General features: G+C 42.5%; 21 protein-coding genes and 1 pseudogene. 5 read left to right on the forward strand and 17 right to left on the reverse strand.

Annotated features, from left to right (window positions below; translation table 11 throughout):
• Positions 1–9 precede the first annotated feature (9 nt).
• The 6 genes from LIX84_RS15580 to ccoN all read right to left on the reverse strand — a co-directional run bounded on the left by LIX84_RS15580 (position 10) and on the right by ccoN (position 6177).
• The gene (locus LIX84_RS15580; RefSeq protein ID WP_005396483.1) at positions 10–2373 is read right to left on the reverse strand and encodes a heavy metal translocating P-type ATPase; all 2364 of its coding nucleotides are present in this window, start codon (positions 2371–2373) and stop codon (positions 10–12) included.
• A 4-nt stretch (positions 2374–2377) separates the two neighbouring features.
• On the reverse strand, positions 2378–2854 hold the full coding sequence (locus LIX84_RS15585; protein WP_226421690.1) for a FixH family protein: 477 nt from the start codon (positions 2852–2854) through the stop codon (positions 2378–2380).
• Between the two features lie 105 nt (positions 2855–2959).
• Entirely contained in the window at positions 2960–3934 is a 975-nt protein-coding gene (gene ccoP / locus LIX84_RS15590; RefSeq protein ID WP_005396485.1) for a cytochrome-c oxidase, cbb3-type subunit III, read from the reverse strand.
• Positions 3934–4107 carry a cbb3-type cytochrome oxidase subunit 3 gene (locus LIX84_RS15595; protein ID WP_005396487.1) on the reverse strand — a complete coding sequence of 58 codons (174 nt, stop codon included), beginning with the start codon at positions 4105–4107 and terminating at the stop codon, positions 3934–3936. The genes ccoP and LIX84_RS15595 overlap by 1 nt, the downstream gene beginning before the upstream one ends.
• A gap of 9 nt (positions 4108–4116) precedes the next feature.
• A complete protein-coding gene (gene ccoO, locus LIX84_RS15600; RefSeq protein ID WP_005377475.1) occupies positions 4117–4737 on the reverse strand; it encodes a cytochrome-c oxidase, cbb3-type subunit II in 621 nt (206 codons plus the stop codon).
• Positions 4738–4749: 12 nt separating this feature from the next.
• Positions 4750–6177, reverse strand: coding sequence for a cytochrome-c oxidase, cbb3-type subunit I (gene ccoN / locus LIX84_RS15605; RefSeq protein ID WP_005396488.1), 1428 nt, complete (start codon positions 6175–6177; stop codon positions 4750–4752).
• A gap of 257 nt (positions 6178–6434) precedes the next feature.
• Between ccoN and LIX84_RS15610 the strand changes: the two genes are divergently transcribed.
• The 3 genes from LIX84_RS15610 (at position 6435) to LIX84_RS15620 (ending at position 9797) form a co-directional block, all read left to right on the forward strand.
• On the forward strand, positions 6435–6791 hold the full coding sequence (locus LIX84_RS15610) for a hypothetical protein (protein ID WP_226421691.1): 357 nt from the start codon (positions 6435–6437) through the stop codon (positions 6789–6791).
• A 113-nt stretch (positions 6792–6904) separates the two neighbouring features.
• Positions 6905–8086 carry an FIST signal transduction protein gene (locus LIX84_RS15615; protein WP_226421692.1) on the forward strand — a complete coding sequence of 394 codons (1182 nt, stop codon included), beginning with the start codon at positions 6905–6907 and terminating at the stop codon, positions 8084–8086.
• Positions 8076–9797, forward strand: coding sequence for an ATP-binding protein (locus LIX84_RS15620; protein WP_048626397.1), 1722 nt, complete (start codon positions 8076–8078; stop codon positions 9795–9797). The genes LIX84_RS15615 and LIX84_RS15620 overlap by 11 nt, the downstream gene beginning before the upstream one ends.
• 174 nt (positions 9798–9971) lie before the next feature.
• Here LIX84_RS15620 and LIX84_RS15625 read toward each other — a convergent pair.
• The 4 genes and pseudogenes from LIX84_RS15625 to matP form a co-directional block, all read right to left on the reverse strand.
• Positions 9972–10133, reverse strand: a pseudogene (locus LIX84_RS15625) (DUF3693 domain-containing protein); the annotation flags it as partial.
• A 130-nt stretch (positions 10134–10263) separates the two neighbouring features.
• Positions 10264–10587: a hypothetical protein gene (locus LIX84_RS15630; protein ID WP_048626405.1), complete on the reverse strand. Its 324-nt coding sequence runs from the start codon at positions 10585–10587 to the stop codon at positions 10264–10266.
• A gap of 114 nt (positions 10588–10701) precedes the next feature.
• The gene (locus LIX84_RS15635) at positions 10702–11013 is read right to left on the reverse strand and encodes a DUF3634 family protein (RefSeq protein ID WP_005396496.1); all 312 of its coding nucleotides are present in this window, start codon (positions 11011–11013) and stop codon (positions 10702–10704) included.
• Between the two features lie 15 nt (positions 11014–11028).
• Positions 11029–11478 (reverse strand): macrodomain Ter protein MatP, encoded by a 450-nt coding sequence (gene matP, locus LIX84_RS15640; RefSeq protein WP_053807434.1) that lies wholly within the window; start codon positions 11476–11478, stop codon positions 11029–11031.
• Positions 11479–11688: 210 nt separating this feature from the next.
• Between matP and LIX84_RS15645 the strand changes: the two genes are divergently transcribed.
• Together LIX84_RS15645 and fabA are read left to right on the forward strand one after the other, a co-directional pair.
• Positions 11689–13329 carry a S16 family serine protease gene (locus LIX84_RS15645; RefSeq protein ID WP_053807435.1) on the forward strand — a complete coding sequence of 547 codons (1641 nt, stop codon included), beginning with the start codon at positions 11689–11691 and terminating at the stop codon, positions 13327–13329.
• A 70-nt stretch (positions 13330–13399) separates the two neighbouring features.
• Positions 13400–13918, forward strand: coding sequence for a bifunctional 3-hydroxydecanoyl-ACP dehydratase/trans-2-decenoyl-ACP isomerase (gene fabA, locus LIX84_RS15650; protein WP_005396499.1), 519 nt, complete (start codon positions 13400–13402; stop codon positions 13916–13918).
• Between the two features lie 120 nt (positions 13919–14038).
• On the opposite strand, the gene rmf is transcribed toward fabA, so the two are convergent.
• The 7 genes from rmf to pyrD all read right to left on the reverse strand — a co-directional run bounded on the left by rmf (position 14039) and on the right by pyrD (position 22626).
• Complete coding sequence (gene rmf, locus LIX84_RS15655) at positions 14039–14212, reverse strand: ribosome modulation factor (protein ID WP_005377453.1); 174 nt, start codon at positions 14210–14212, stop codon at positions 14039–14041.
• Positions 14213–14393: 181 nt separating this feature from the next.
• Positions 14394–16127, reverse strand: coding sequence for a DUF3466 family protein (locus LIX84_RS15660; RefSeq protein ID WP_226421693.1), 1734 nt, complete (start codon positions 16125–16127; stop codon positions 14394–14396).
• 7 nt (positions 16128–16134) lie between these two features.
• On the reverse strand, positions 16135–18054 hold the full coding sequence (locus LIX84_RS15665; RefSeq protein ID WP_145474017.1) for an ABC transporter ATP-binding protein: 1920 nt from the start codon (positions 18052–18054) through the stop codon (positions 16135–16137).
• The gene (locus tag LIX84_RS15670) at positions 18032–18274 is read right to left on the reverse strand and encodes a glutaredoxin family protein (protein WP_074190119.1); all 243 of its coding nucleotides are present in this window, start codon (positions 18272–18274) and stop codon (positions 18032–18034) included. Before LIX84_RS15670 ends, LIX84_RS15665 begins: the two co-directional genes overlap by 23 nt.
• 21 nt (positions 18275–18295) lie before the next feature.
• Positions 18296–20416: a bifunctional 23S rRNA (guanine(2069)-N(7))-methyltransferase RlmK/23S rRNA (guanine(2445)-N(2))-methyltransferase RlmL gene (gene rlmKL / locus LIX84_RS15675; protein WP_226421694.1), complete on the reverse strand. Its 2121-nt coding sequence runs from the start codon at positions 20414–20416 to the stop codon at positions 18296–18298.
• Positions 20417–20904: 488 nt separating this feature from the next.
• Positions 20905–21447 (reverse strand): cell division protein ZapC, encoded by a 543-nt coding sequence (locus LIX84_RS15680; protein WP_005396505.1) that lies wholly within the window; start codon positions 21445–21447, stop codon positions 20905–20907.
• 168 nt (positions 21448–21615) lie between these two features.
• Positions 21616–22626 carry a quinone-dependent dihydroorotate dehydrogenase gene (gene pyrD / locus LIX84_RS15685; RefSeq protein WP_226421695.1) on the reverse strand — a complete coding sequence of 337 codons (1011 nt, stop codon included), beginning with the start codon at positions 22624–22626 and terminating at the stop codon, positions 21616–21618.
• Positions 22627–22918: the final 292 nt, after the last annotated feature.

The following is a 22918-nucleotide window of genomic DNA, read 5'->3' on the forward strand; positions in this document are numbered from 1 at the left end:
TTTCTCTACTTATTTCTCTTTGAGCAGGCGCAAAGAGTTAGATACAACGATAATTGAGCTTGCAGACATGCCAACTACTGCAATGTAGGGAGCCACTAAACCAGCGACAGCTAAAGGCAAAATTAACAGGTTGTAACCCAAAGACCAAGCCAAGTTTTCTCGAATAATCTTTCTTGTACGCAGTGCAAGCAAACGTGCCTCTAGTAGCTTTTCGAGATTATCCCCAAGTAACGTCATATCTGCAGATGCTTTAGCGACATCCGTACCACCGCCCATTGCAACAGAAAGATGAGCTCCGGCGAGAGTAGGTGCGTCATTGATGCCATCGCCAACCATCATTGTGATACTGTCTTCATCAAGACTCTTAAGGTACGCGAGTTTGTCTTCTGGTTTTGCTGACGCAACGACGTGATCGATACCAATTTCATTCGCTACAGGTCGAGCGTTTGAGAGAGAGTCACCTGTTAGCAGCGTTGTCTTAATTCCAGCGTCAGCAAAACGTTGAACAAAGGCTTTGCTTTCTTTTCGGATAGGGTCGCGGTAGTAAAAGCTAGCGACATGCTCGCCATCAACTGAAAGATAGACCGCATGGCTTTCATCGCTTTCCTTGCCTTGAACAAAAACCGCACTGCCTATCTTAACGATTTTGCCATTCCAGATCCCCTCAATCCCTGAACCAATCACGTTTTGCACTTCATACACAACAAAGTCGTCATTGGCGTAACTTGCAAAAGAGCGAGCGATAGGATGGTTTGCATGAGCTTCTAATGCTGCGGCTAGAGAGAGACAATCTTCTTTTGGAAGATCACTCAACACTTTTGTATCACAGATCTCAATATCGCCTTTCGTCAGAGTACCTGTTTTATCTACAACTAAGTGGTTGATCTTACATAGCGTCTCGAACACATGACCTTTACGAAGCAAAATGCCAAAGTTTCCCATACGAGAGGTAGCACAAGTTAGAGCAGTTGGAGTAGCAAGAGATAGGGCACATGGACAGGTTGCTACCAATACGGATAGCATGATCCAAAACGCATCATCTGGTTTTGTTTGATGCCAGTAAAACCAAGTACCAGCAGAAATAATAAGAATTGCTCCAACAAAGTAACGAGCAACAACGTCTGCAATTTCTGCAATTTTAGGTTTGGAGTGTTGAGCTTCATCTTGTAAACGCACGATATTGGAAATCATTGAGTCGGCTTTGGAACTCATGACCTCTAGCTCAAATGACTCATCACCGTTTAGTGTTCCTGCATAAACCGCATCGCCTTCTCGTTTCACAACATGTACGGATTCACCCGTTAGCATGGATTCATCAATATGAATACGACCCGAAACAACTTTGCCGTCAGCTGGGATATGTTCACCAGGAAGGACGCGAATACGATCACCAACTTTTAGAGTTTTCACTGGTATTTGCTCGCCATCCAGCGTCGTGGCGATCGCTGGGATCAACTTTAATAGGTTACCACTCGCCGCTGCGGCTTTGCGACGCGCTCGCATCTCTAAAAATCGTCCAACCAATAGGAAGAAAGTGAACATTGAAATCGATTCGAAGAAGACTTCGCCCTGTTCTGTAACGGTTGCTATTAAGCTGGCTACATAGGCAAAAATAAGTGCAATCGAGACAGGCACATCCATACCGAGGGTTCGGCCTTTGATGCTTCGCCACGCATTTAAGTAAAACGGAAGAGCAGAGTAGAGTAGGACTGGCGTAGCAAAGATCAGACTTACCCAACGAAAGTAATTTTTAAACTCCGGTTCTAGGTCACCAAAAACTTCTAGGTACAATGCGACGGCTAGCATCATAACTTGCATGGTAGCTAAACCAGCAATACCTAATCTGTATAAGTATTGCTTCATCATTCGATGATAAGAGGCTTCTTGCTTATCAGCTTCAAATGGTGCGGCTTTATAACCCAATTTATGAATGACAGATAGGAGCTCACTTAATCGCACCTGAGTCTTATCCCAGGCTAGTAATGCGCGGTTAGTGGTTGTATTCACACGGATAGACACTAACCCAGCCGTATTAGAGACTTGCTTTTCGATTAACCACGCACAAGCTGCACATGAAACGCCTTCTAAAGAAAGAGTTACTTCAGAGACATTTTCACGATTTCGCACAAATTCTGATTGTACATCTTCATTATCATAATGAATTAAAGCTTGGAGTTGCTCTGGTACTAAATCTGCTTTTTCCGCAGGCGCAGTTCTATATTGATAGTAGGATACTAAGCCGCTGTCTACGATGGTTTGAGCAACCGTCTCGCAGCCAGGACAACACATCTTGCGGGATTCACCGAGTATATCAACTTTAAAATCCGTGTTGGCTGGTACATCTTCACCACAGTGATAACAGGATTCACACATATGCTTACTTCATTAACGGTGTTGACGAGGCAGGAAATTCAACTTTACCTTGGATCATCCATTGTTGGTCATGTGGTTGTAGTTCGACAAACCAAGGACCTTGAATAGATTCTTCTGCCGTTAGGCGGTAATTACCAGATGCATCCGCCGTAACGAGCTTTGTGAAGTCACGGTCAGGAAGAGTACGATGAGTGAAAGTGGCCGTTAAAGCAGGGTAGTGAGATAGCTTCCCTTTAGCGAAAACAATCACAACATTGTTATTTTTAGAGGAAATCTCAGCGTTAAGACTTAGGTCACGAGCGACATTCATTTTACTAATGTCGATGTTAATGCCTTTGCCTTTTTTATAGTAATCCTCGGCGACTAAAGAAACAGAGTTGTTCGAGAAAACGACCACAGTAATCACAGTCCAAACTACGACAGTAAGAGGAAGGATGATTAGGAACCACGGCCAAAATTGTTTATACCAAGGCTTTACCATAAAAAAGTTCTCAACAGCTAAATGAAAAAATGTAAGGCGTTAAATTTAAAGGAAAGACAGCCCCTATGAAAGGGGCTGTTATTGCTATGTTACTTAATATCTCAGTTACTTACTCTCTGAGTTACTTAAGCTCCAGACATAAGAGGCAACGAGCTGAACTTTATCTTCACCCAAAATGTCTTTCCACGCGGGCATTACACCTGAGCGGCCGTTCATTACGGTTTCGGTTACAGCTGCACGAGAGTCGCCAAATAGCCAATCTTGGTCTGTAAGATCAGGTGCACCGACTGCAGGGTTACCCTTACCATCAGTACCGTGACAAGCTGCACACACGACGAAACGTGCTTTACCTGCCGCTGCTTCACGAGCATTCACTTTACGACCAGATAGGCTAAGTGTGTAGCTTACTACTTCTTGAACACCTTGCTCACCAAGCGCATCTTTCCATGCTGGCATTTGACCAATACGGCCATGCATGATGGTTGTTACGATTGCAGCTGGTTCACCGCCGTATAGCCATGCATCATCAGTTAGGTTAGGAAAACCTTTCTGACCACGAGCATCAGAACCGTGACATTGAGAACAGTTTTGCAAAAACAAACGTTGGCCAACTTTCAATGCTTCAGGATCTTGCGCAATTTCAGGTATTGGGCGCAAACCACTATCATTGTGCGCAAGTTTACGGAATGCTTCGCCGAAGTATGCATCTGCGTCATCCAGTTCTTTTGCGTATTGGTTTAGTTGCTTGTTCTCTTGTGCTTTAGCGATGGCTTCTTTTGACTCTTCCAGTGAACGCACTGTTTGAGCAGAACTCTGCCAATTTAAAAAGCCCTTGAAGCTACCTAGACCTGGAAATAGGGCTAGATAAACTGCTGCAAACACAAATGTACTTACAAACAGATAAGTCCACCACTTTGGTAGAGGGTTGTTTAGCTCGCGAATACCATCGTACTCGTGGCCCATGTCTTCCCCTTCCTCGACGCCCATTTTATCTTTAGCGCACCAAGTTAGGAGAATCGCACAGCCTACCAGCGTACCGACAGTAATCACGATAATCCAGAGACTCCAGAATGTAGTCATTACTTCTTCACTCCTTGGTTATTTGGGGTCGTTTGTTCTTCGTCAGCAAACACCAAGTTGGCATCTTCTTCAAAGCGTGCTTTACGCTTTTTACTAAATGCCCACCATACGATGCCGATAAAACTAGCGAAGAGTACAACGGTATAAATACTATGAATTGTACCGAAATCCATATGATCCCCTTACTTCATTGCATGACCAAGAGACTGAAGGTAAGCGATGATTGCATCCATCTCTGTTTTACCTTCTACTTCTTTAGCCGAATTCGCGATCTCTTCATCAGTGTATGGAACACCGAACTGATCACGAAATAGCTCAAGTTTCTTCTGAGTTAGCTTACCGTCTAAAACGTTTTCAGCTAACCACGGGAAACCTGGCATGTTTGACTCAGGCACAAGCTCACGAGGATCTAGTAGGTGAACGCGGTGCCATTCATCAGAATAACGACCACCAACACGAGCTAAATCCGGACCTGTACGCTTAGAGCCCCAAAGGAATGGGTGTTCCCAAACACTCTCACCAGCGACAGAGTAGTGACCGTAACGTTCAGTCTCCGAGCGGAAAGGACGAACCATCTGGCTGTGACAAACGTTACAACCTTCACGGATGTAGATGTCACGACCTTCCATCTCCAGGGGAGTGTAAGCACGTAGATTCTCTACAGGTTCAGTCGTTTGCTTTTGGAAAATCAGAGGAGTGATCTCTACAAGAGCACCCCAGCTGATAGCAAACACGATAAAAATAGCCAACAAACCGACATTACGTTCTAAGATTTCGTGGCGATTATTAGAATTATTACTCATTCTTAAATCTCCTTATGCCGGATGTGGGATAGCTTTTAGGCTTTCTTTTGGTGCACTTACCGTTTTGTACGTGTTGTATGCCATTAGGAACATACCAGATAGGAAGATAAATCCACCTAGGAAACGTACAAAGTAGAACGGATAAGACGCTTCTACAGACTCAACAAAGCTGTAGGTTAGCGTACCGTCAGAGTTAACCGCGCGCCACATCAGACCTTGCATTACACCAGAGATCCACATCGCAACGATGTAAAGAACGGTACCGATTGTCGCTAGCCAGAAATGCACATTCACTAGACCGACCGAGTACATACGCTCTTGGCCAAATAGGCGAGGTACTAAGTGATATACAGAGCCGATAGAAACCATCGCAACCCAACCTAACGCACCAGAGTGAACGTGACCAATGGTCCAGTCTGTGTAGTGAGAAAGTGCGTTAACTGTCTTAATCGACATCATTGGACCTTCAAAGGTAGACATACCGTAGAATGACAAAGAAACGATTAGGAAACGTAGGATAGGGTCATAACGAAGCTTATGCCATGCACCAGATAACGTCATAATACCGTTGATCATACCACCCCAAGAAGGAGCAAATAGAACCAGCGACATCACCATACCTAGAGACTGAGTCCAGTCCGGTAGCGCTGTATAGTGAAGGTGGTGAGGGCCTGCCCAAATATATAGAGAAATAAGCGCCCAGAAGTGAACGATAGATAGACGGTAAGAATAAACAGGACGTTCAGCTTGTTTAGGAACGAAGTAGTACATCATACCTAGGAAACCAGCGGTGAGTAGGAAACCTACCGCATTGTGTCCATACCACCACTGAACCATCGCATCCACTGCGCCTGAGTAAATCGAGTAAGATTTCCCAAGTGACACAGGAATTGCCATGCTGTTCACGATGTGAAGTACTGCTACTGTGATAATAAAGGCACCGAAGAACCAGTTTGCCACATAAATATGTGACGTGTTTCGCTTCACCAGTGTGCCGAAGAACACCACCGCATATGATACCCATACTAGCGCAATTGCGATATCAATAGGCCATTCTAGCTCAGCATACTCTTTACCCGATGTTAAACCGAGAGGCAAAGTAATGGCTGCTGCCAGGATGATTGCTTGCCAACCCCAAAAGGTGAAGGCAACGAGTGGGCCACCAAAAAGACGTGTTTGACATGTGCGCTGTACAACATAATAAGACGTTGCGAACAGAGCACTTGTACCAAACGCAAAAATTACCGCATTAGTATGCAGTGGACGTAAGCGACTGTACGTCAACCACGGCGTATCAAAGTTTAGCTGTGGCCAAACTAATTGAGCGGCAATCAAAACACCAACAGCCATACCAACTATGCCCCATAAAATGGTCACAAGGGTAAATTGGCGAACGACTGTATAGTTGTAGTTTTGTTCAAGCTGCTTTACTTGGCTCATTTGCATGCTTCCAATTTCTAATTAACTACACTTTTACTTCCAACACGACTTGCGTCGTAACACCACCCAAGTAAACTCTAGAATTCAAGTGTTATCATCACCTTATTTCCATTGCTGACTTTAATAAAAAGTGGCATTTTCAGCGTGACACTATACTTGAATTAACAATTCAATGACAGGGTAGTAACCTTACTGGCCCCCTGGAAATCATTTTTTATTTAAAAAGTTTGAAGTTTGTAACAAGGATATTAGTAATTATGCCTGCACAAAAGTTAACAAAGGCACGACTTGCACAAATCTTAATCATGCTCAGTGTGTTAATAGGCGCATTTTTCTGGCGTACCTTTACACACGAGAGCGTTACCAGCATTGACTGTTCACAAAAAGAACGATGTGATGTAACAATTGAAGGTGAAATAATCACAATTAATCGTGACTCGGCGGGAATTTCGCTCGAAACGATGAAAAGTAGCACTCTAAAAATTGATCTAAATCAATCTGGCGAATTTATCAATCTCGATCGGAAACATAAGAAAATAGAATGGGACACAATGCCTGAATCAAAAAAAATCACCTTTAAAAAAGGCGAAAACATTGTTGTAGTTCAATTATAAATACGATCTGTCACGAGATAATCGCAACTTCTTAATGAAATTTTCACCTTCTTACCTAGAGAAAATTGGTTGGAATGGTATAACAGCAGAGTGATACCCAATTATAAAATCGTATGCATTGCCAATCAGTTTTTACTCATATTAAAGATGAAGACTCAGCGATAGAAACGCTTAGGTCCGAACTGACACAACAGAACTTGTCTTACGTGATGTGCTACTACACGGAAGAGTACGACTTCGAGTTAATTCGAGAAGCGTTTCTTGAGCATTTTCCCGGTGTGCCTTTTCATGGCGCCAGTTCATGCCAAGCAGTAATGACAGACCAGGGGTTTCATACGGGCCCAGTGATTGCGGCGCTCGCAATTTATGACTCAGGCCCTCATGCTTATGGCACTGGTATTTCTAACTATGATTCAGGTGACAGTGTAACTAGAGCCTTAGATATGGCTCTTGAGAACGCTAACCGCGTAGGAGAAGTGCCAAACTTAATACTGCTTCATACAACTCCAGGGCAAGAGGAATCAATCATTGCATCTATAGATGAAAGGTTTGGTACGCTGATCCCAATTATTGGTGGTTCAGCCGCTGATAATCATATCGCGGGAAAATGGTCTGTCATTACCACCCAAGGATCTCAAACTGCAGGTTTAAGTCTGACATTATTTTACTCCTCACAGCCTGTTGATATTGCTTTTAGTGCTGGGCACACTCCAACCAATATCAAAGGGGTTGCAACCAAAACTAACGATAGGTGCTTGCTAGAAATTGATGACGAACCGGCCCTCAATGTTTATAGAAAGTGGACAAACCATCAAGATAACCAAGTAGGTAAAAACAACCTGCTATTTACAAACTCGAGTGCTTATCCACTAGGGCGTGTCGCTGGCCACCTCTATGAGCGTCCATATTACAAATTGTCCCATCCAATTCGTGAGACGCGAGATGGAGGAATTGAGCTATTTACACGAATAGAAGAGGGTGATGAACTCACTTTAATGAAAGGAAGCAGAGAACACCTCGTTGCACGCGCCGCTAAAGTTGTAAATGCAGCCTTTAATCAAAAATTAGAAGAATCTCGAAAAATTGGGGTGATAAACATCTTTTGCGCAGGTCCTATGTTGCACTTAATGCAAGACATGAATAGCGTTTGTGAACAAATTAACCAAGAACTAGAACAGTTACCTTTTATTTGCCCTTTTACTTTTGGTGAGCAAGGTAGATTTATTGGTGGTGAGAATGGACATGGAAACCTGATGATTTCATCAGCGATATTCCATAAACCTTATGAAAGATAAATACTTAGACATATACCAACAGGAAGCGCTGCAAGAAGCGTTAGTCGAACTAAAACAGGCTAGGCAAAGAGAGCGACTGCTCGCCGATGAGAATAAAGCTATTCTTTCAGCGATATCCGCGATGAGTGAAGCAAAAAACCGGCACGAGATATTTACGGGATTAAATAATGTCCTTAAGAAGTACATCAACTTTGATGATTTTATCGTTCTAACTCGTGATGATGAGAGGTACCCCTTCAAAACGTTGATATCGACAAATAGTGTATTTGATAACATATCTTGGTTACACGGTAACGCATCTGAGAGGGCGCTGAATGGCGAATGTATTCTGCTGTTCGAACCAGATAGGCTTGCGGAGTTTATTAACCTGAACAGCTTTATAAAAAGCCATGTAAACTCGGTAGTCCTAACGGGCATACGTTCAGAAGTAACACAAACGGTCATCTTACTTATTGGTGCTAAGAAAGGGCACTTTAGCATAGAAAATAAGGAAACCTTAAGACGCTTTCGGCCTTTAATTGAGAGGGCTGTCATCGATATTGAGACCAAAGAGAAGTTACAACGTATTGTTGAAGTGCGAACAACTCAGCTTGCTAAAGCAAGAGAAGAAGCAGAGCTTGCAAATCGCTCAAAGTCAGAATTCTTAGCGATGATGAGTCATGAAATTAGAACCCCTCTAAATTCCGTCCTTGGAATGCTCGATATTCTGAAACAATCCACCTTATCAGAAGAGCAAATCGATGCCCTGAGCCAAATGGAATGCTCAGCGGAGTTGCTTCTCGCGATTATCAGCGACATCCTTGACCTCTCAAAAATTGAATCAGGTCGCTTTCAACTCAATGAGCAGTGGGTTAATTTAAGAGACACTGTCACTTTTGTTATTTCTCAACAAAAACAAATAGCTAAGAAGAAGAGCCTTCAATTTAAACTCAATTGCATGGTAACTACCGACAAACAGTTTTGGATTGACTCTACGCGATTATCTCAAATCCTGTTTAATCTTATTGGGAATGCAATAAAGTTTACTGATGAAGGAGAAGTAAAAGTTTCAGTATCTGAGCAAGACTCCGAGCTTGTAATTTCAATATCAGACACCGGAATTGGTATATCTAAAGCCAAGCAAGAACATCTATTTACGGCATTTCATCAAGGTGATCGTTCCATCACGAGACGCTTTGGTGGTACAGGACTAGGGCTAGCAATAACCAAGCATTTAGTTGAAATGATGCGCGGCAAGATTATCGTTAAAAGTGACGAGCATGTCGGCTCAACATTTACTATTAAGATTCCCGTTTTAACTCGGTGCAATCAAAATCGTCCAGTTAAAATAGAAAACAACCAACCAATAAAAGCGATGGATCTTCTCGTAGTCGAAGATACCGAGTCGAATCAGTTTGTAATAAAGCTTATTTTAAATAAGCTTGGTCATAATGTTCATATCGCAAGTCATGGAGCAGAAGCATTAACGTTCTTAGAGGAAAATGAGGATTTAATCGACCTGATTCTTATGGATGTCTCGATGCCAGTGATGGATGGGATTACTGCAACAAGGCTTCTCCGAGATAAAGGCTTCAAGACTCCAATCATCGCATTAACCGCTCATGCGCTAGAAAGTGATAGAGATAAATGCCTTGACGCAGGTATGGATGGATTCATTTCCAAACCAGTTCGAAGACAAGATATCTTTGAAGCTATACAGCCATTTCTGTAAGTAGAAAAAGCATTAATATAGATCTTAACAATCGATAGATTATTAAGATCTATATTAAGTATTTTATGGTAAATAGCCATTATGTTTAATGGTTATGATGGAGACCTTAAATTTCAAATCCACAGGGGAATAGGAGTGCTCATTGGCAACATTTGGCGTACGAGCCCCCCTAATTTAACATAACACATATAATGCGCACTGCAGTAGTGGTTCCTGTGGACTTGAAATCACTAAGGCCAATCCAGTGCAAGCCATTGAGATTCCTGACAATCCAAGCCCATTAAACTTTTTTGCAATTCCTTCCCATACTGATTTTATCTGCAGATTATCATTTCGAGTTGATTGGTTTATCTCACCTAGCCTGCATTCCCAACCAATTACACGAGAGCCACTTCATTTTCATTTAGTTCATCGAGTCTGAAAGCTTTGCGCTCTTGCTGCCCGATGCTTCTAATCAACATTGCAATCACGAACCTGTGGCTATATGAAGCCGAATATACTTTTCTGGATATTTATAACGATAGCGTTTTCCTTTCCTCAAGTTGGATTTCACATACCGACAAACTTTTTTGTCACCACTACTGGTTACTCTTTTTATTACTGCTTTTTTACCTTTGTGTTCCATCTCTATCATGACATCGCAATAACCTTGGTAGTCATCAAATTTATTGTCCGCTTTCCTTTGAATCTTAGTTTTAATCTTTTTAGCCAATGGGTTCGTTTCCGAGTCGTCAGACAAAGCTGGAGTGCTTACGAAGAGTAAGAACATTAAAGTTACAACGTATCGCATAATTTAAGCCCGTTTATCTTATTGATTAATCAATGATAAATTATTTTTCTATAGATACGAAAATGGGACGCTATATTGCGTCCCATTTAACACGATTAAGTAACTGATATGTAATTAAGCTCGCTTCTTGCCTTTGCTCGCTTTGAAACCTTGATGCGGAAAAACGTTGCGAATCCGCTGTTGGATTTTTTTGGGAACGTCCTTGGAGAAGCTCAAACGCATGCCGGTTCGTTGGCTATATACCTTCATTTCACCACTAAACGGATTGTGTTCACTAATATCTTGTAAGTTATGTTTGAAAGAAGGTGGTAGATGCCCTTTTACGTTACTGATATGGCCGTTATCAAACTTTACTTTTAGCACTGGTCTATCAACTGCGATCAACCAAAAGATCACGATGGCAGCAATTAAGATTACATATAACATTTGGCACTCCCTATCCTAGCTAGATAGCAATTTACTCAAATCCTCTTTGATCGAGGTAACTTTTTGACTCGCTTTTTCACTTCTCGATGCTTCAGAAAGTAGATATTCAATTGCGTCAGATAATGTACAACCGAGCTCGGTTGCTCTGCTAGAAAGCTTTTCCCAAACTCGATAATCTAAGTCAATGGACTTTTTCTTTGTATGGACTTGCTCTGCATTGAAATGACGCTTCCTTTTCGCTCGGATAGCCTGCTTGAGTTTGTTGTCCAACTCTTCTGACATGTGGTTTTCTATCCAAGCTAATACAAGCGTAGGTTCGTGTTCAAGGCGTTTTAGCTCTGCAACCGCGGCATCTGCTTCACTTGTATCAATATGTCGGGTAATCGCTTCACCATCTTTCCATTTCTTGATGAGATACTTCCATTTCCACCCACACTCTAGATTCTCAAGCTGCTGATATTTCATTTATTCCGACCCATAAACATAACCTAGTGACAGCGTAACCCAGATAATTTACTTGGGCAAATAAAACTCTTAGAAGTATCGATGTTGATCACTCATTTGTCTAAGTATTGTTCATTGAGTGTTGAATGCCGTGAGCGAACCAAATTGGTGCTAGGGTGTTATAGTCCATTTCGTTATAATGTCGGCAAGATTGAATTACGATGAATTTTAATGAACCAACTTAATTGGCAAGACGTAACACCTTCACTTGAGCAGTACGAAGCACTTTTAAAGTCTGCACCTTCGTTACCAAAGAAGTCTTTTACTGATCTTCAACCGAGGATGTCGGCAACGATATCTCGCTTTTCCAAAATGTCGGGATTGACACGCGTGCTACTCATTAACTGCGTCGATAACTCTGTCTATAGAGAGTTCATCAGTAAAGCTCTTCAGAGTCATTCTAACGCTGCGATTGTTTTGTCGGAATCACTTGATGCCAAACGTTTATTTGACCGTTACAGTGTTGATGTAAGTGGTGATATTGCCTTCCAACCTGGCTTGATTTCACAAGCTGACGACGGTTATTTGATTGTACCTGCTAATCTCATTCTGGCTAACCCGGGACTTTGGCCGAATATAAAGTCTGCAATTCAACAAAACCTTATCGAGCCACTGAACCTAAGCCCTACTCGCTTACCTACTTCAGTACCGCCATCTAAAGCTTATGATGTAAAACTGATTGTAACTGGGGAAAGAAGTCAGTTAGCAGAGCTAGAATATATCGACGAGGACTTTTGTTCAGGCTTTGCCATGTATACCGAAGTTGAAGAAGATATTCATTTGTCAGAGCAGAATTTGACAGATTACTTTGGTTTGGTGAACTGGATATGTTCTCAATATCAGCTGCCTCACTTAACGGAATGTGGCTTTAGAAGACTGTTGCTAGCTGGTATGAGATTTACTGAAGATCAACATTATTTGCCGTTAGGTGTAATGTGGCATTCTCAACTTCTAACACTTGCCAGCCAGTTCAGTGATGGCCAAACATTAGATTACGAGTCATTAGATAAAGCGATTGACGACAAGTATTATCGCGAATCCTATCTTCCTCAGCGTGCCGTGTACGATATTTTAGATGGACAAGTCATTATTGAGACAACTGGGGAACAAGTTGGTCAAATCAATGGCCTAACCGTCATCGATATGGCTGGACACCCTGTCAGCTATGGTGAGCCTGCCAGAATATCGTGTGTAATTCACTTTGGTGATGGCGATGTTTCCGATGTTGAGCGCAAAGCTGAGCTTGGAGGCAATCTACATGCGAAAGGCATGATGATTATGCAAGCTTTCTTAAGCTCTGCTCTAAAACTGGATGAACCACTGCCTTACTCTGCCTCGATTGTATTTGAACAGTCTTATAGTGAAGTTGACGGTGACAGCGCATCTCTCGCAGAACTTTGTTGCTTGGTGAGTGCGTTATCTGAATCTCCAATTAATCAACAAGTTGCGGTTACAGGAGCCGTCGATCAGTTTGGTCGAGTGCAAGCAGTCGGTGGCTTGAACGAGAAAATTGAAGGTTTTTATCAGGTTTGTAAACATCAGGGTTTTACGGGAAATCAAGGCGTTGTCATGCCGAAATCAAACCTTAAACACCTTGCATTACATAAAGATGTAATAGAAAGCATTAAAAATGGTGAGTTCCATATTTGGTCCGTCTCTACGGTAGATGAAGCTATTCCGATTGTTATGAATAAACCTTTTAGAGGCGAAGACGAGAGCATTATTGGCAAAATAGCGGAACGTATTGAAAACTTTGAAAGACATGAGCATCCAGAAGGAATTGTGCAGCGCATCAAAAACTGGTTTGTCTAGTACTGATCGGAGTTGTTTAGCGTACACGTGTTCACTAAGATGCAGCTATCAAAAATTGGAGTAATTGATAATGCAAAACAAACGTGATTCTTATAACCGTGACGATCTACTTGCTTCTAGCCAAGGGGAACTGTTTGGGCCTGGTTACCCTCAGCTTCCTGCGCCAAACATGCTAATGATGGATCGTATTACTAAAATGTCTGAGACAGAGGGCGATTTTGGTAAAGGTTTGATCTTGGCGGAATTGGATATTACTCCAGATTTGTGGTTCTTTGATTGCCACTTCCCTGGTGATCCAGTAATGCCTGGCTGCCTTGGCCTTGACGCGATGTGGCAACTTGTTGGCTTCTTCCTTGGCTGGGTTGGCGGTAAAGGTAAAGGTCGCGCTCTAGGTGTTGGTGAAGTGAAGTTTACAGGCCAAATCCTACCGACGGCGAAAAAAGTAACCTACGAAATCCACATGAAACGCGTCGTAAACCGTAAACTGGTAATGGGTTTGGCTGACGGTCGTGTATGCGTAGATGGCAAAGAAATCTACGTTGCGAAAGATTTGAAAGTTGGTTTGTTCCAAGACACTTCAAACTTCTAATCACGACTTTAATCGATTTATAAAGGCTCCTATTTAGGGGCCTTTTTGTTTGCCTAGTCTATAAATGTAGAAAAGGCTCCGTAGAGCCCTTTCGAATCCTTCTTTTTGTATGTGGAGAGTTTATTTGTAGAGACCAGATTGTCTTTCATCTCTGGCATCACGCCAACCACCTAACCAATACGACCGAGCATCAACTTGTTGATATGGGCAAGCCTCTTGAGACCTTCCATTCAACCCAGCTTTATAGCCTTGAGATTGAGCTCGTTCTAGGCGATCACGCTTTTGTCTCTTCATAGTTAATTCCTCATACAGGTCCATTTACTAACGTACAGCTGTTATTGTGAAACTTTGATGGAGTTTTTATGACTCCACTTATAAGAATCGATCAAGTTGAGTGATTTCTCAAGGCATAAAAAAAGCAGAGGCTCAAATGTGTGAGCCTCTGCTTGATTTAAAAATTACTGACGATTTTTGACTATTTTCTACGGAACCCAAACAATCCAAGCATGGTCAAAGCTAACCAACCAAGGCCTGCACCTTGACGCTCTGTTGTCGTTGAGTCAACGCTTCGAGACACAATGTCCTTCTCAGTCGCACCTGCAATAGGCACCAATTTTACAGCTACGATTTGCTCATCAGAACTACATGTCGCATTGTTTGCTGTTGTACTGTAACCGCCAGCACATTTCATCGCGGTACCAGAAATCACACCTGCATCGTTGATATCGGTTGCGTCAAGAATACGGAACTGGTTGTTTTGTTCAGAGTAGTCACCGCCATTAGTCAAACTATCTAGGAACCAAGCTTTTCCATTAAATAGTGTTGAAGCACGTTCACTAGTCTCACCACCTACACTATATGGGTAGATAAAACCGCGCTTACGACGTGGCTTACCATCGTCTTCACGCGTCGTTTCCGCATCAAGTTGTCCGACAATTTCATTGTAAGAGTTGATCCCGCCCATCTTACCGCCCGCACCGCTGAAGAAAATTCCGGTACTTGGGTAAAAAGCGTTAATAGAATCCTTACGAACATCATTTACGATAAAGAGACGATTCGGAGCAGAGCCCGTTGGCATTAAGTATCCGCCCGAACGTTTTGCTTCACCAATAGCAACAAAATTTGAGTTAACATCGGTTAATCGTGAGTTTGTATGAACCGTATCATCGCCCTCACGCTGTCTCGCTCCTACAACAACTTTGTTTTTCCAAGTTGTGTTTTCAACGCTACCTTCTGCCTCTAGGGTTCCGACAAAAACAGTAGCATTCAGATAGTTATCATCACTGTATGTGTTGTAACCCACGCCGTAAACCGTTGTTCCATCTGTGACAAGGTCACGCATGCTTCCTTGAGCCAGTCTTTCTCCGTCTTTAGATGTGCCACTTGGCCAAGCCAACTCACTGACGGTTCCACTTTGATCCCAAATAGCTGCTTTCGATGTGTGGTGAGCGCCATTGGTATTGCTTGCCGTTCGAGATACACTACCAACGGTAAAAATGCCATCGGTTTTCCAAGCGTGGCTTTGCACAACGCTTGCGTCGTTATCACCTGTAACAAAATTTGGTTCAATAGGTGCTACGACTGTATTTCTTGTTTCCAGTGTCGACTGGTTTTCACTGCTGACTTTACTTTGGTTACCGACAGCTGCACCATCTTCGGTAAGCTGATTGATAACATTGTTATATTCATTTTTATAAGCAGCAGAATCGCCTTCTACAAATGCTAACGCATTAGAAGTAAAGTCTTTACTACGCTCTTTGTTCCATGGGGTCCAGTTTACAGAAGCCCAAGAGTCACAAGTAGAATAGCGAAGCTGGTTATAACAGTAACGTTCAAAATCTTTGAGTTCTTGGATGTAATAAAAGCCCGCGTCCAATCCAAATGGAATTTCCTCACGATAGCTGTTCCCATCCACGGCTTGTGTCGCTGAAATCGGTGTTGTGCGAGTTTCCATCGCAAGCTTAAATTGGTCTGGTGTACAGTTTGCTGCTGCATCAAAACAGCCCAAAGCGAAAGGGGAACCTGTTGAAGGATCTGTACCCGCATCACCTTGCTGAATTGCAACGCCGTAAGCCGTTTGGTAGTCACCGTTTGAACCATGATCCTGAGGTGAAACCTCAACCACTTGATACAATGCCGCCTGTGCGTTCATTGCGGTACCAACCATCATCGCAATGGCGGTCAATTTGAATTTATTACTACAATTCATTGAATTCTTAACTATCCTGTTGCATTGCTTCGAGTTCTTCCCATCTCTCGAATGCGATTTCCAACTCCTGCTCTAGTGCAGCAAGCTGTTCCAATACCGGCTGAGTTTGCTCTACAGGTTTAGCAAAGAACTCTGGATCGTTCACTTGCTCCTGAAGGCTCTCGATATCCGACTCTAATTGTTCTAGTTTAGCTGGTAGAGCTTCTAATTCTCTTTGCAGCTTATACGATAACTTCTTCGAGTTGTTCTTAGGTTGAGTTGTTTTGGGAGTTTCCTCAACCACTTTCTCTTTTTTCGCTGGCTTTTCAACCGCTTGACGAACCGCCAATACCTGTTCACGCTGCTGTCTTGCGTCGTGATAACCACCAACAAACTCTTCAATCACTCCGTTTCCTTCGAAGATCCAGCTTGTGGTAACGGTATTATCAACAAACTCTCGGTCGTGGCTAACTAAAAGCAATGTGCCCTGATAGTTGGCAAGCATTTCTTCTAAAAGTTCCAACGTTTCGATATCCAAATCGTTGGTTGGTTCGTCGAGAATAAGTAAGTTGTTTGGTTTCAACAAGATACGAGCTAGCAGTAATCGGTTTTTCTCACCACCAGAGAGCGCCTTAACCGGGGTTCTTGCGCGCTTAGGTGCAAATAAGAAGTCTTGAAGATAACTCAGCGCATGACGCTGACGTCCCCCAACCATTACTTCTTGTTTCCCATCCGCTAAGTTATCGATCACTGTTTTTTCTGGATCCAAAATCTCTCGGTACTGATCAAAGTACGCGACTTCTAATTTTGTTCCGCAGTGTAAACGACCAGACTGCGCTTCCAATTGCCCTAATAGCAATTTAAGTACCGTACTCTTACCGCAGCCATTTGGTCCGATAAGTGCAATACGGTCACCGCGCATAATGTTAAAGCTAAAGTTGTCGACGATTGTCTTGCCTTCGTAAGCAAAAGATATGTTTTCTGCTTCAAATACAATTTTCCCTGAACGTGAAGCATCATCGATATTAAGGTTAACTTTGCCTTGGACATCCCGGCGATCGCGACGCTCTTCACGAAGTTTCTTCAATGCGCGTACACGACCTTCATTTCGAGTTCGGCGTGCTTTAATGCCCTGCCGAATCCAAACTTCCTCTTGAGCAAGCTTTTTGTCGAATTCAGCATTCTGCATTTCTTCAACGCGGAGCATCTCTTCTTTTTCTTCTAGGTAGTTGTCGTAATCACCAGGGAAAGAAGCTAATTGCCCGCGATCTAAATCAACAATGCGTGTTGCCATTGATTTGATGAACGCACGGTCGTGAGAAATAAAGATGATCGAGCCTTTGAAGTCTTTTAAGAAGTTCTCTAACCATTCGATAGTTGTTACATCAAGATGGTTTGTTGGCTCATCAAGAAGTAATACATCAGGGTCACAAACCAGCGCGCGAGCTAAAGCGGCTTTACGTTGCCAACCACCGGATAAATCGGTCAGTTTAGTTTCTGGACTTAGTTTTAAAGCACCAAGTACGTTCTTAACACGGTCATCAAAACGCCAAGCATTAGAATGGTCAAGCTGCTCTTGAACCTTGGCTAAACGGTTGATGTTTTTCTCACTCGGATCTTGAGCAACAAGATCGAGAAGATCGTGATAGATCTTCAGTTGTTCGCCGATTTCAGCCAAACCGCCAGATACGTATTCGTAAACCGTACCCTCTTGATTACGCGGTGGATCTTGTTCAAGTCGAGAAACAACGACGTCTTGAGTGATTTGAATCTTGCCGTCGTCCAACAAAATGTCGCCGGCAAGCACTTTCATTAACGTGGACTTACCTGCTCCGTTGCGACCCACTAAACAAACGCGTTCGTTTTCTTGAAGAGCGAACTCCGCTTTGTCCAGTAATGGGTGGTCACCAAATGCAAGTTGTGCGTTATGAATGGTAAGTAATGCCATTATTATCCAACCAATGTGTGAGTTGTTCTAAGTCAAACGGCCAGTTCAACTCAGAATCTTGATACTTTAATACGGGTATTGTGACGCCGTAACGAGAAAACAGTGCATCATCGAACGCAATATCAATGATATCTGTTTGCTCGGCCAAACCAATTTGGTCTACTAGAGCAAATGCCATCTCACAAAGATGGCATCCCTCCGTGCTATACAATATCAGCACGTATTAATCCTTTTGTTTATACTACGCGTGCGTTACTAGCCAACAGTTATGAATCTGTTTATTACGCGCAAAATCTAATGGTAACGTTTGAGAAGAAATATTCTGAGCCTTCAAACCAAGTTCGGCCAGCGACTCTTCATCCATCTTGAAGTGGCGCTTGTTATTCGAGAATACGATAGTGCCTTCACTTCTTAGTAAACGTTTAAGATTCTTCATCAGTTTAATGTGGTCACGTTGTACGTCGAATGATGTTTCCATACGCTTAGAGTTAGAGAACGTAGGTGGATCAATAAAGATCAAGTCGTACTCACCTTTCGCGTTTTCTAGCCATTGCAAACAGTCTGCTTGTTCATAGCGATGCTGACGTCCTACACAGCCGTTAAGCTGCATATTGTCTTTCGCCCAGTTCAAGTAGGTATTTGACATATCAATAGTCGTTGTGGAACGAGCGCCACCAACCGCTGCGTGAACCGTCGCACTCCCAGTATATGCAAACAAGTTTAAGAAATCTTTACCTTGCGCCATTTCACCTAAGCGACGACGAGTGATCTTATGATCCAAGAACAAGCCAGTGTCTAAGTAGTCATGAAGGTTTACGATCAGCTTCACGCCGTACTCGTTTACTTCAAGCGTCTCTGATACCTGACCTAATTTTTGGTATTGGCTGCGACCCTTCTGCTTTTCACGAACTTTAAGTACAACTTTGTTCGCCTCTACACCTGTCACCTGAATCGTTGCACGAATAATATCCGTTAGGCGACGTTTTACTTTTTCTTCTGGAATGTTTTTTGGCGCAGCATACTCTTGAATTACGATTTGATCGCCGTATACGTCTATCGCCACATTGTATTCAGGAAGGTCAGCGTCATAGATTCGGTAGCAATCAAGTTTCTCTTTACGAGCCCACTTGCCAATCTTGCCAATGTTTTTCTTTAAACGATTTGAAAAGTCTGGTGCGATTTGAACATTAGTGTCAGCACCCTTCACTTCATCAGCACTGCGCTCTGCAATACTGTAGTTCTTTTGGTGACAAGGTAACGCACCATTATTCAATTTAAATTGTTTATCAGCACGCATACGAAGACAGCTCAGAAGCTCGTCTGAACTCGAGAAGATAGAGGCTTTACATCCACCAAACTCAGATTTTAGCTGTCCACCAAATGCGGTGTAGAGCGCAATTAGCCCCGGCTCAGTTCCTAGACGTTCACCGTAAGGTGGGTTTGAAACGATAACACCGTGTTCGAATCCTGCAGGACGAGTAATGGTTGCAGCATCACCTTGTGCGAACTCAATCAATTCTTCAACGCCTGCTCTGCGCGCGTTTTCTTGAGCAACTTTTAATACTTTAGGGTCGTTATCGAAGCCAAAAAACTTAGCGTCATCTTTCTTGACACCTCGTCTAGCTTGAACATTAGCCTCTGATTTAATCTCTGCCCAAGTCTCTGGTTCAAAGTCTTCCAACACTTCGAAACCCCATTGCTTTCGCTTAACGCCAGGAGCCATGTTGGCAGCCATCATCGCAGCTTCAATAAGCAAAGTACCAGAACCGCACATTGGATCGAGTAATGGTTGATGCCCATCCCAGCCACAACGCATGATAATCGCAGAAGCAAGCGTTTCACGTAACGGGGCACGACCCGATTCTGGTCGGTAGCCACGCTGATGCAAACCACTGCCTACCATATCGATCCCAAGCAACGCTTTATCTTTATGCAAACGAACGTGAATACGAACATCTGGGCGTTCTTTACTGATGTTGGGACGCGGCAAACCTTTATTTTCAAAGCAATCTACGATGCCATCTTTGACTTTCATCGCACCGTATTGGCTATTTCTGATCTCACGGTTTGTGCCGTTAAAGTCCACAACAAAACGTTTAGAGCTATGAAATTGGTTAACCCAGTTAATAGCAGATGTAGATAAATACAAGTCCATGTCGTTGTTACACGTGAACTCAGATAAAACACGTACAAATCGAGACGCTAAACGGCTCCACAAACAACAGCGATAAACCTGTTCGTTTGTCGCTTTAAATTTTACGCCTGCCTGTACTGGTTTCGCATTTTCAATGCCTAGTTTAGTCAGTTCTTCAACAAGCAAATTTTCCATGCCATTTGAAGTTACCGCGAGATATTGATTCATAGTGTTCTTTCGCTGATAAAAAATGGCTTCAATTATACCTGACTTTACGATCAATGCCTCGTTTTTAAAGGAATTTCCCCACCTGTTAGTTCAAATCATCACCAACAAAATGATCTGAAACTTTCAACATCTTCAATTTGAGTATTTTTTATTCACGAACGAAATTTTGTTCCCTTGGAAAGAAGTGAATACTTATTTACATAAATTTTGGTATATACCAGGCAATGATTATTGATGTAAGTTACTTACATTTTTGCCTTATAGGGGAATAAATGGGCTCATTTTAAGCGCTAGGTTGCCTAGTTAAGGGAGTCATCAGATTGAAATAAGTAAAATAAAAGTGACCAGCTTCATGTTTGCATGCATAGAAAACATACAGTTTCATGACTGATGGGGCTCTAGTATCAAAGGAAAGGACAAAAAAAATCGACCTAACGAGGTCGACTAATGCAAACAAAGGAACGAAATAAAGAAAAAATTAAACAGGTTTACCCCACCATTGCCATAGGGGTTATTGCAAAGAGGTGATTTGCACAAGCCATGCGGTCATGCATTACTTTAATCGGTTGCCCAAACTGAAGCGCCTTATTGCCATCAAGCACAAACGCTTCTTGGTTAACATAAGCACATAAGCTCGACGTCTCGCCTGGTTCTAACACGATGAACATGCCATCAGAATATTGGTTTGTTAGAAAGACCATGTCCCCTTCTTCAGGCTCGTAACCAGAGGACTGTGCGTCAAAGAACCAGCTTTTAGGCTGTACAGGTTTATGAAAGCGCTTTGCTGCAACACAATACAGTGTTAACTCAGCTTGGCGGTATTCGCTGATGTCGAGGCATCGAATACGTTCATTAAACGTTTGGAATGCACTGGCGTCATCAACGGTAAATTCATTGTTTGAGAAGGCACAGTTAACCAACAATTTTCGGGATAAATTGGTTTGGAAAATCATTTCCTCCCCCAGATCCAGCATTAAGCAAGCTTTTTGCTCGTCAAAATACCAATTCCATTTGTCGCTGGGTTTAAGCATTATTCCGTTCTCTCTTGACTAGTTAAATCAGTGGTAAAGAGGTAAGACGCTTAATTACCTACTCGTGATTTTTAAATTTTACAAACGAACGGATAAAAAAAAAGAGGAAACAAAGTCCTCTTTTTTATGTAATAGCTACTGATTTTTCAGTGGTTTTTGATGTATATGTTAAAGATTCTTAACAATATCACGTACTAGGCTTGGGCCGTGGTAAATAAAGCCAGTGTAGACTTGAACAAGTTTAGCGCCTGCCATCAGCTTTTCTTTGGCTGCAACATAGGAATCCACACCACCAACACCGATAATTGGAAGTTTGTCTCCTAGCTCTTCATGAAGCTTACGTACGACTTCCGTAGAGCGTAATTGCACAGGGCGACCACTTAAACCACCTGCCTCATTGGCGTGTTTCATTCCTTCTACGATCGTGCGATCCAGAGTTGTGTTAGTCGCGATCACACCATCTATATTGTTTTTCAATAAAGAATCGCAGATTTGGCAGATTTCTTCGTCACTCAAATCAGGCGCAATTTTTAATGCTAGCGGGACGTATTTGTTGTATTTCTCTGAAAGTTCCGCTTGTTTCGCTTTTAATTCAGAAAGTAGTTCATCAAGCGCTTCACCATATTGAAGTGAACGAAGACCCGGAGTGTTTGGTGATGAGATATTAACCGCAATGTAGTCTGCGTACTCATACACTTTCTCCATACAAATCAGGTAGTCCTCTGCCCCTTTCTCAATTGGTGTGTCTTTGTTTTTACCAATATTAATTCCGAGAACACAGTTGAATTTTGCTTGCTTTACATTCTCGACCAAATTATCAACGCCTAGGTTGTTAAAGCCCATGCGATTGATGATCCCTTCAGCTTCGACTAAGCGAAATAAGCGTGGTTTATCATTCCCTGGTTGCGGACGAGGTGTTACTGTGCCAACTTCGACAAAGCCAAAGCCCATGGCATCAAATGCTTCAATGCATTCACCGTTTTTATCTAAGCCAGCCGCAAGACCTACTGGGTTACGGAATGTTAGTCCCATACACTCAACTGGACGAGTTGGTAATTGTTGGCGGTAGAAGAGATCAAGTGGTGTGCCGTTAAAGCGTTGGAAGTTCTTGATTGCAAGATCGTGTGCCTTCTCGGCATCGAGTTGGAAAAAGCCAGTTCTGGCTAGACGGTAAAGCATTGTGCCTCCGAAAGAAAAAAGCCCCGTATAAACGGGACAATATTATTTACTGTTTTTCATCGTAATTCAATGAAAATGAATGTATTAAGTAAAAACCTATATCTTTCTAATATTTTCAAATATAAAACAAACAATTAGAGTAAGATTTCAACAATAAAATTTATAACTAACCACCCTAAAGCAATCGATTTCAGCCTATTTTAACTTCCCCACACCGTTACGCTGTAACACAATCAGCGCTATAATAGAAACGATGAGCAACAAAAAAGCCTCGCTAAATAACGAGGCTTTT

This window comes from Vibrio sp. E14 (assembly GCF_020515785.1).
In the GTDB taxonomy this organism is placed as follows: Bacteria; Pseudomonadota; Gammaproteobacteria; order Enterobacterales; family Vibrionaceae; genus Vibrio; species Vibrio diabolicus.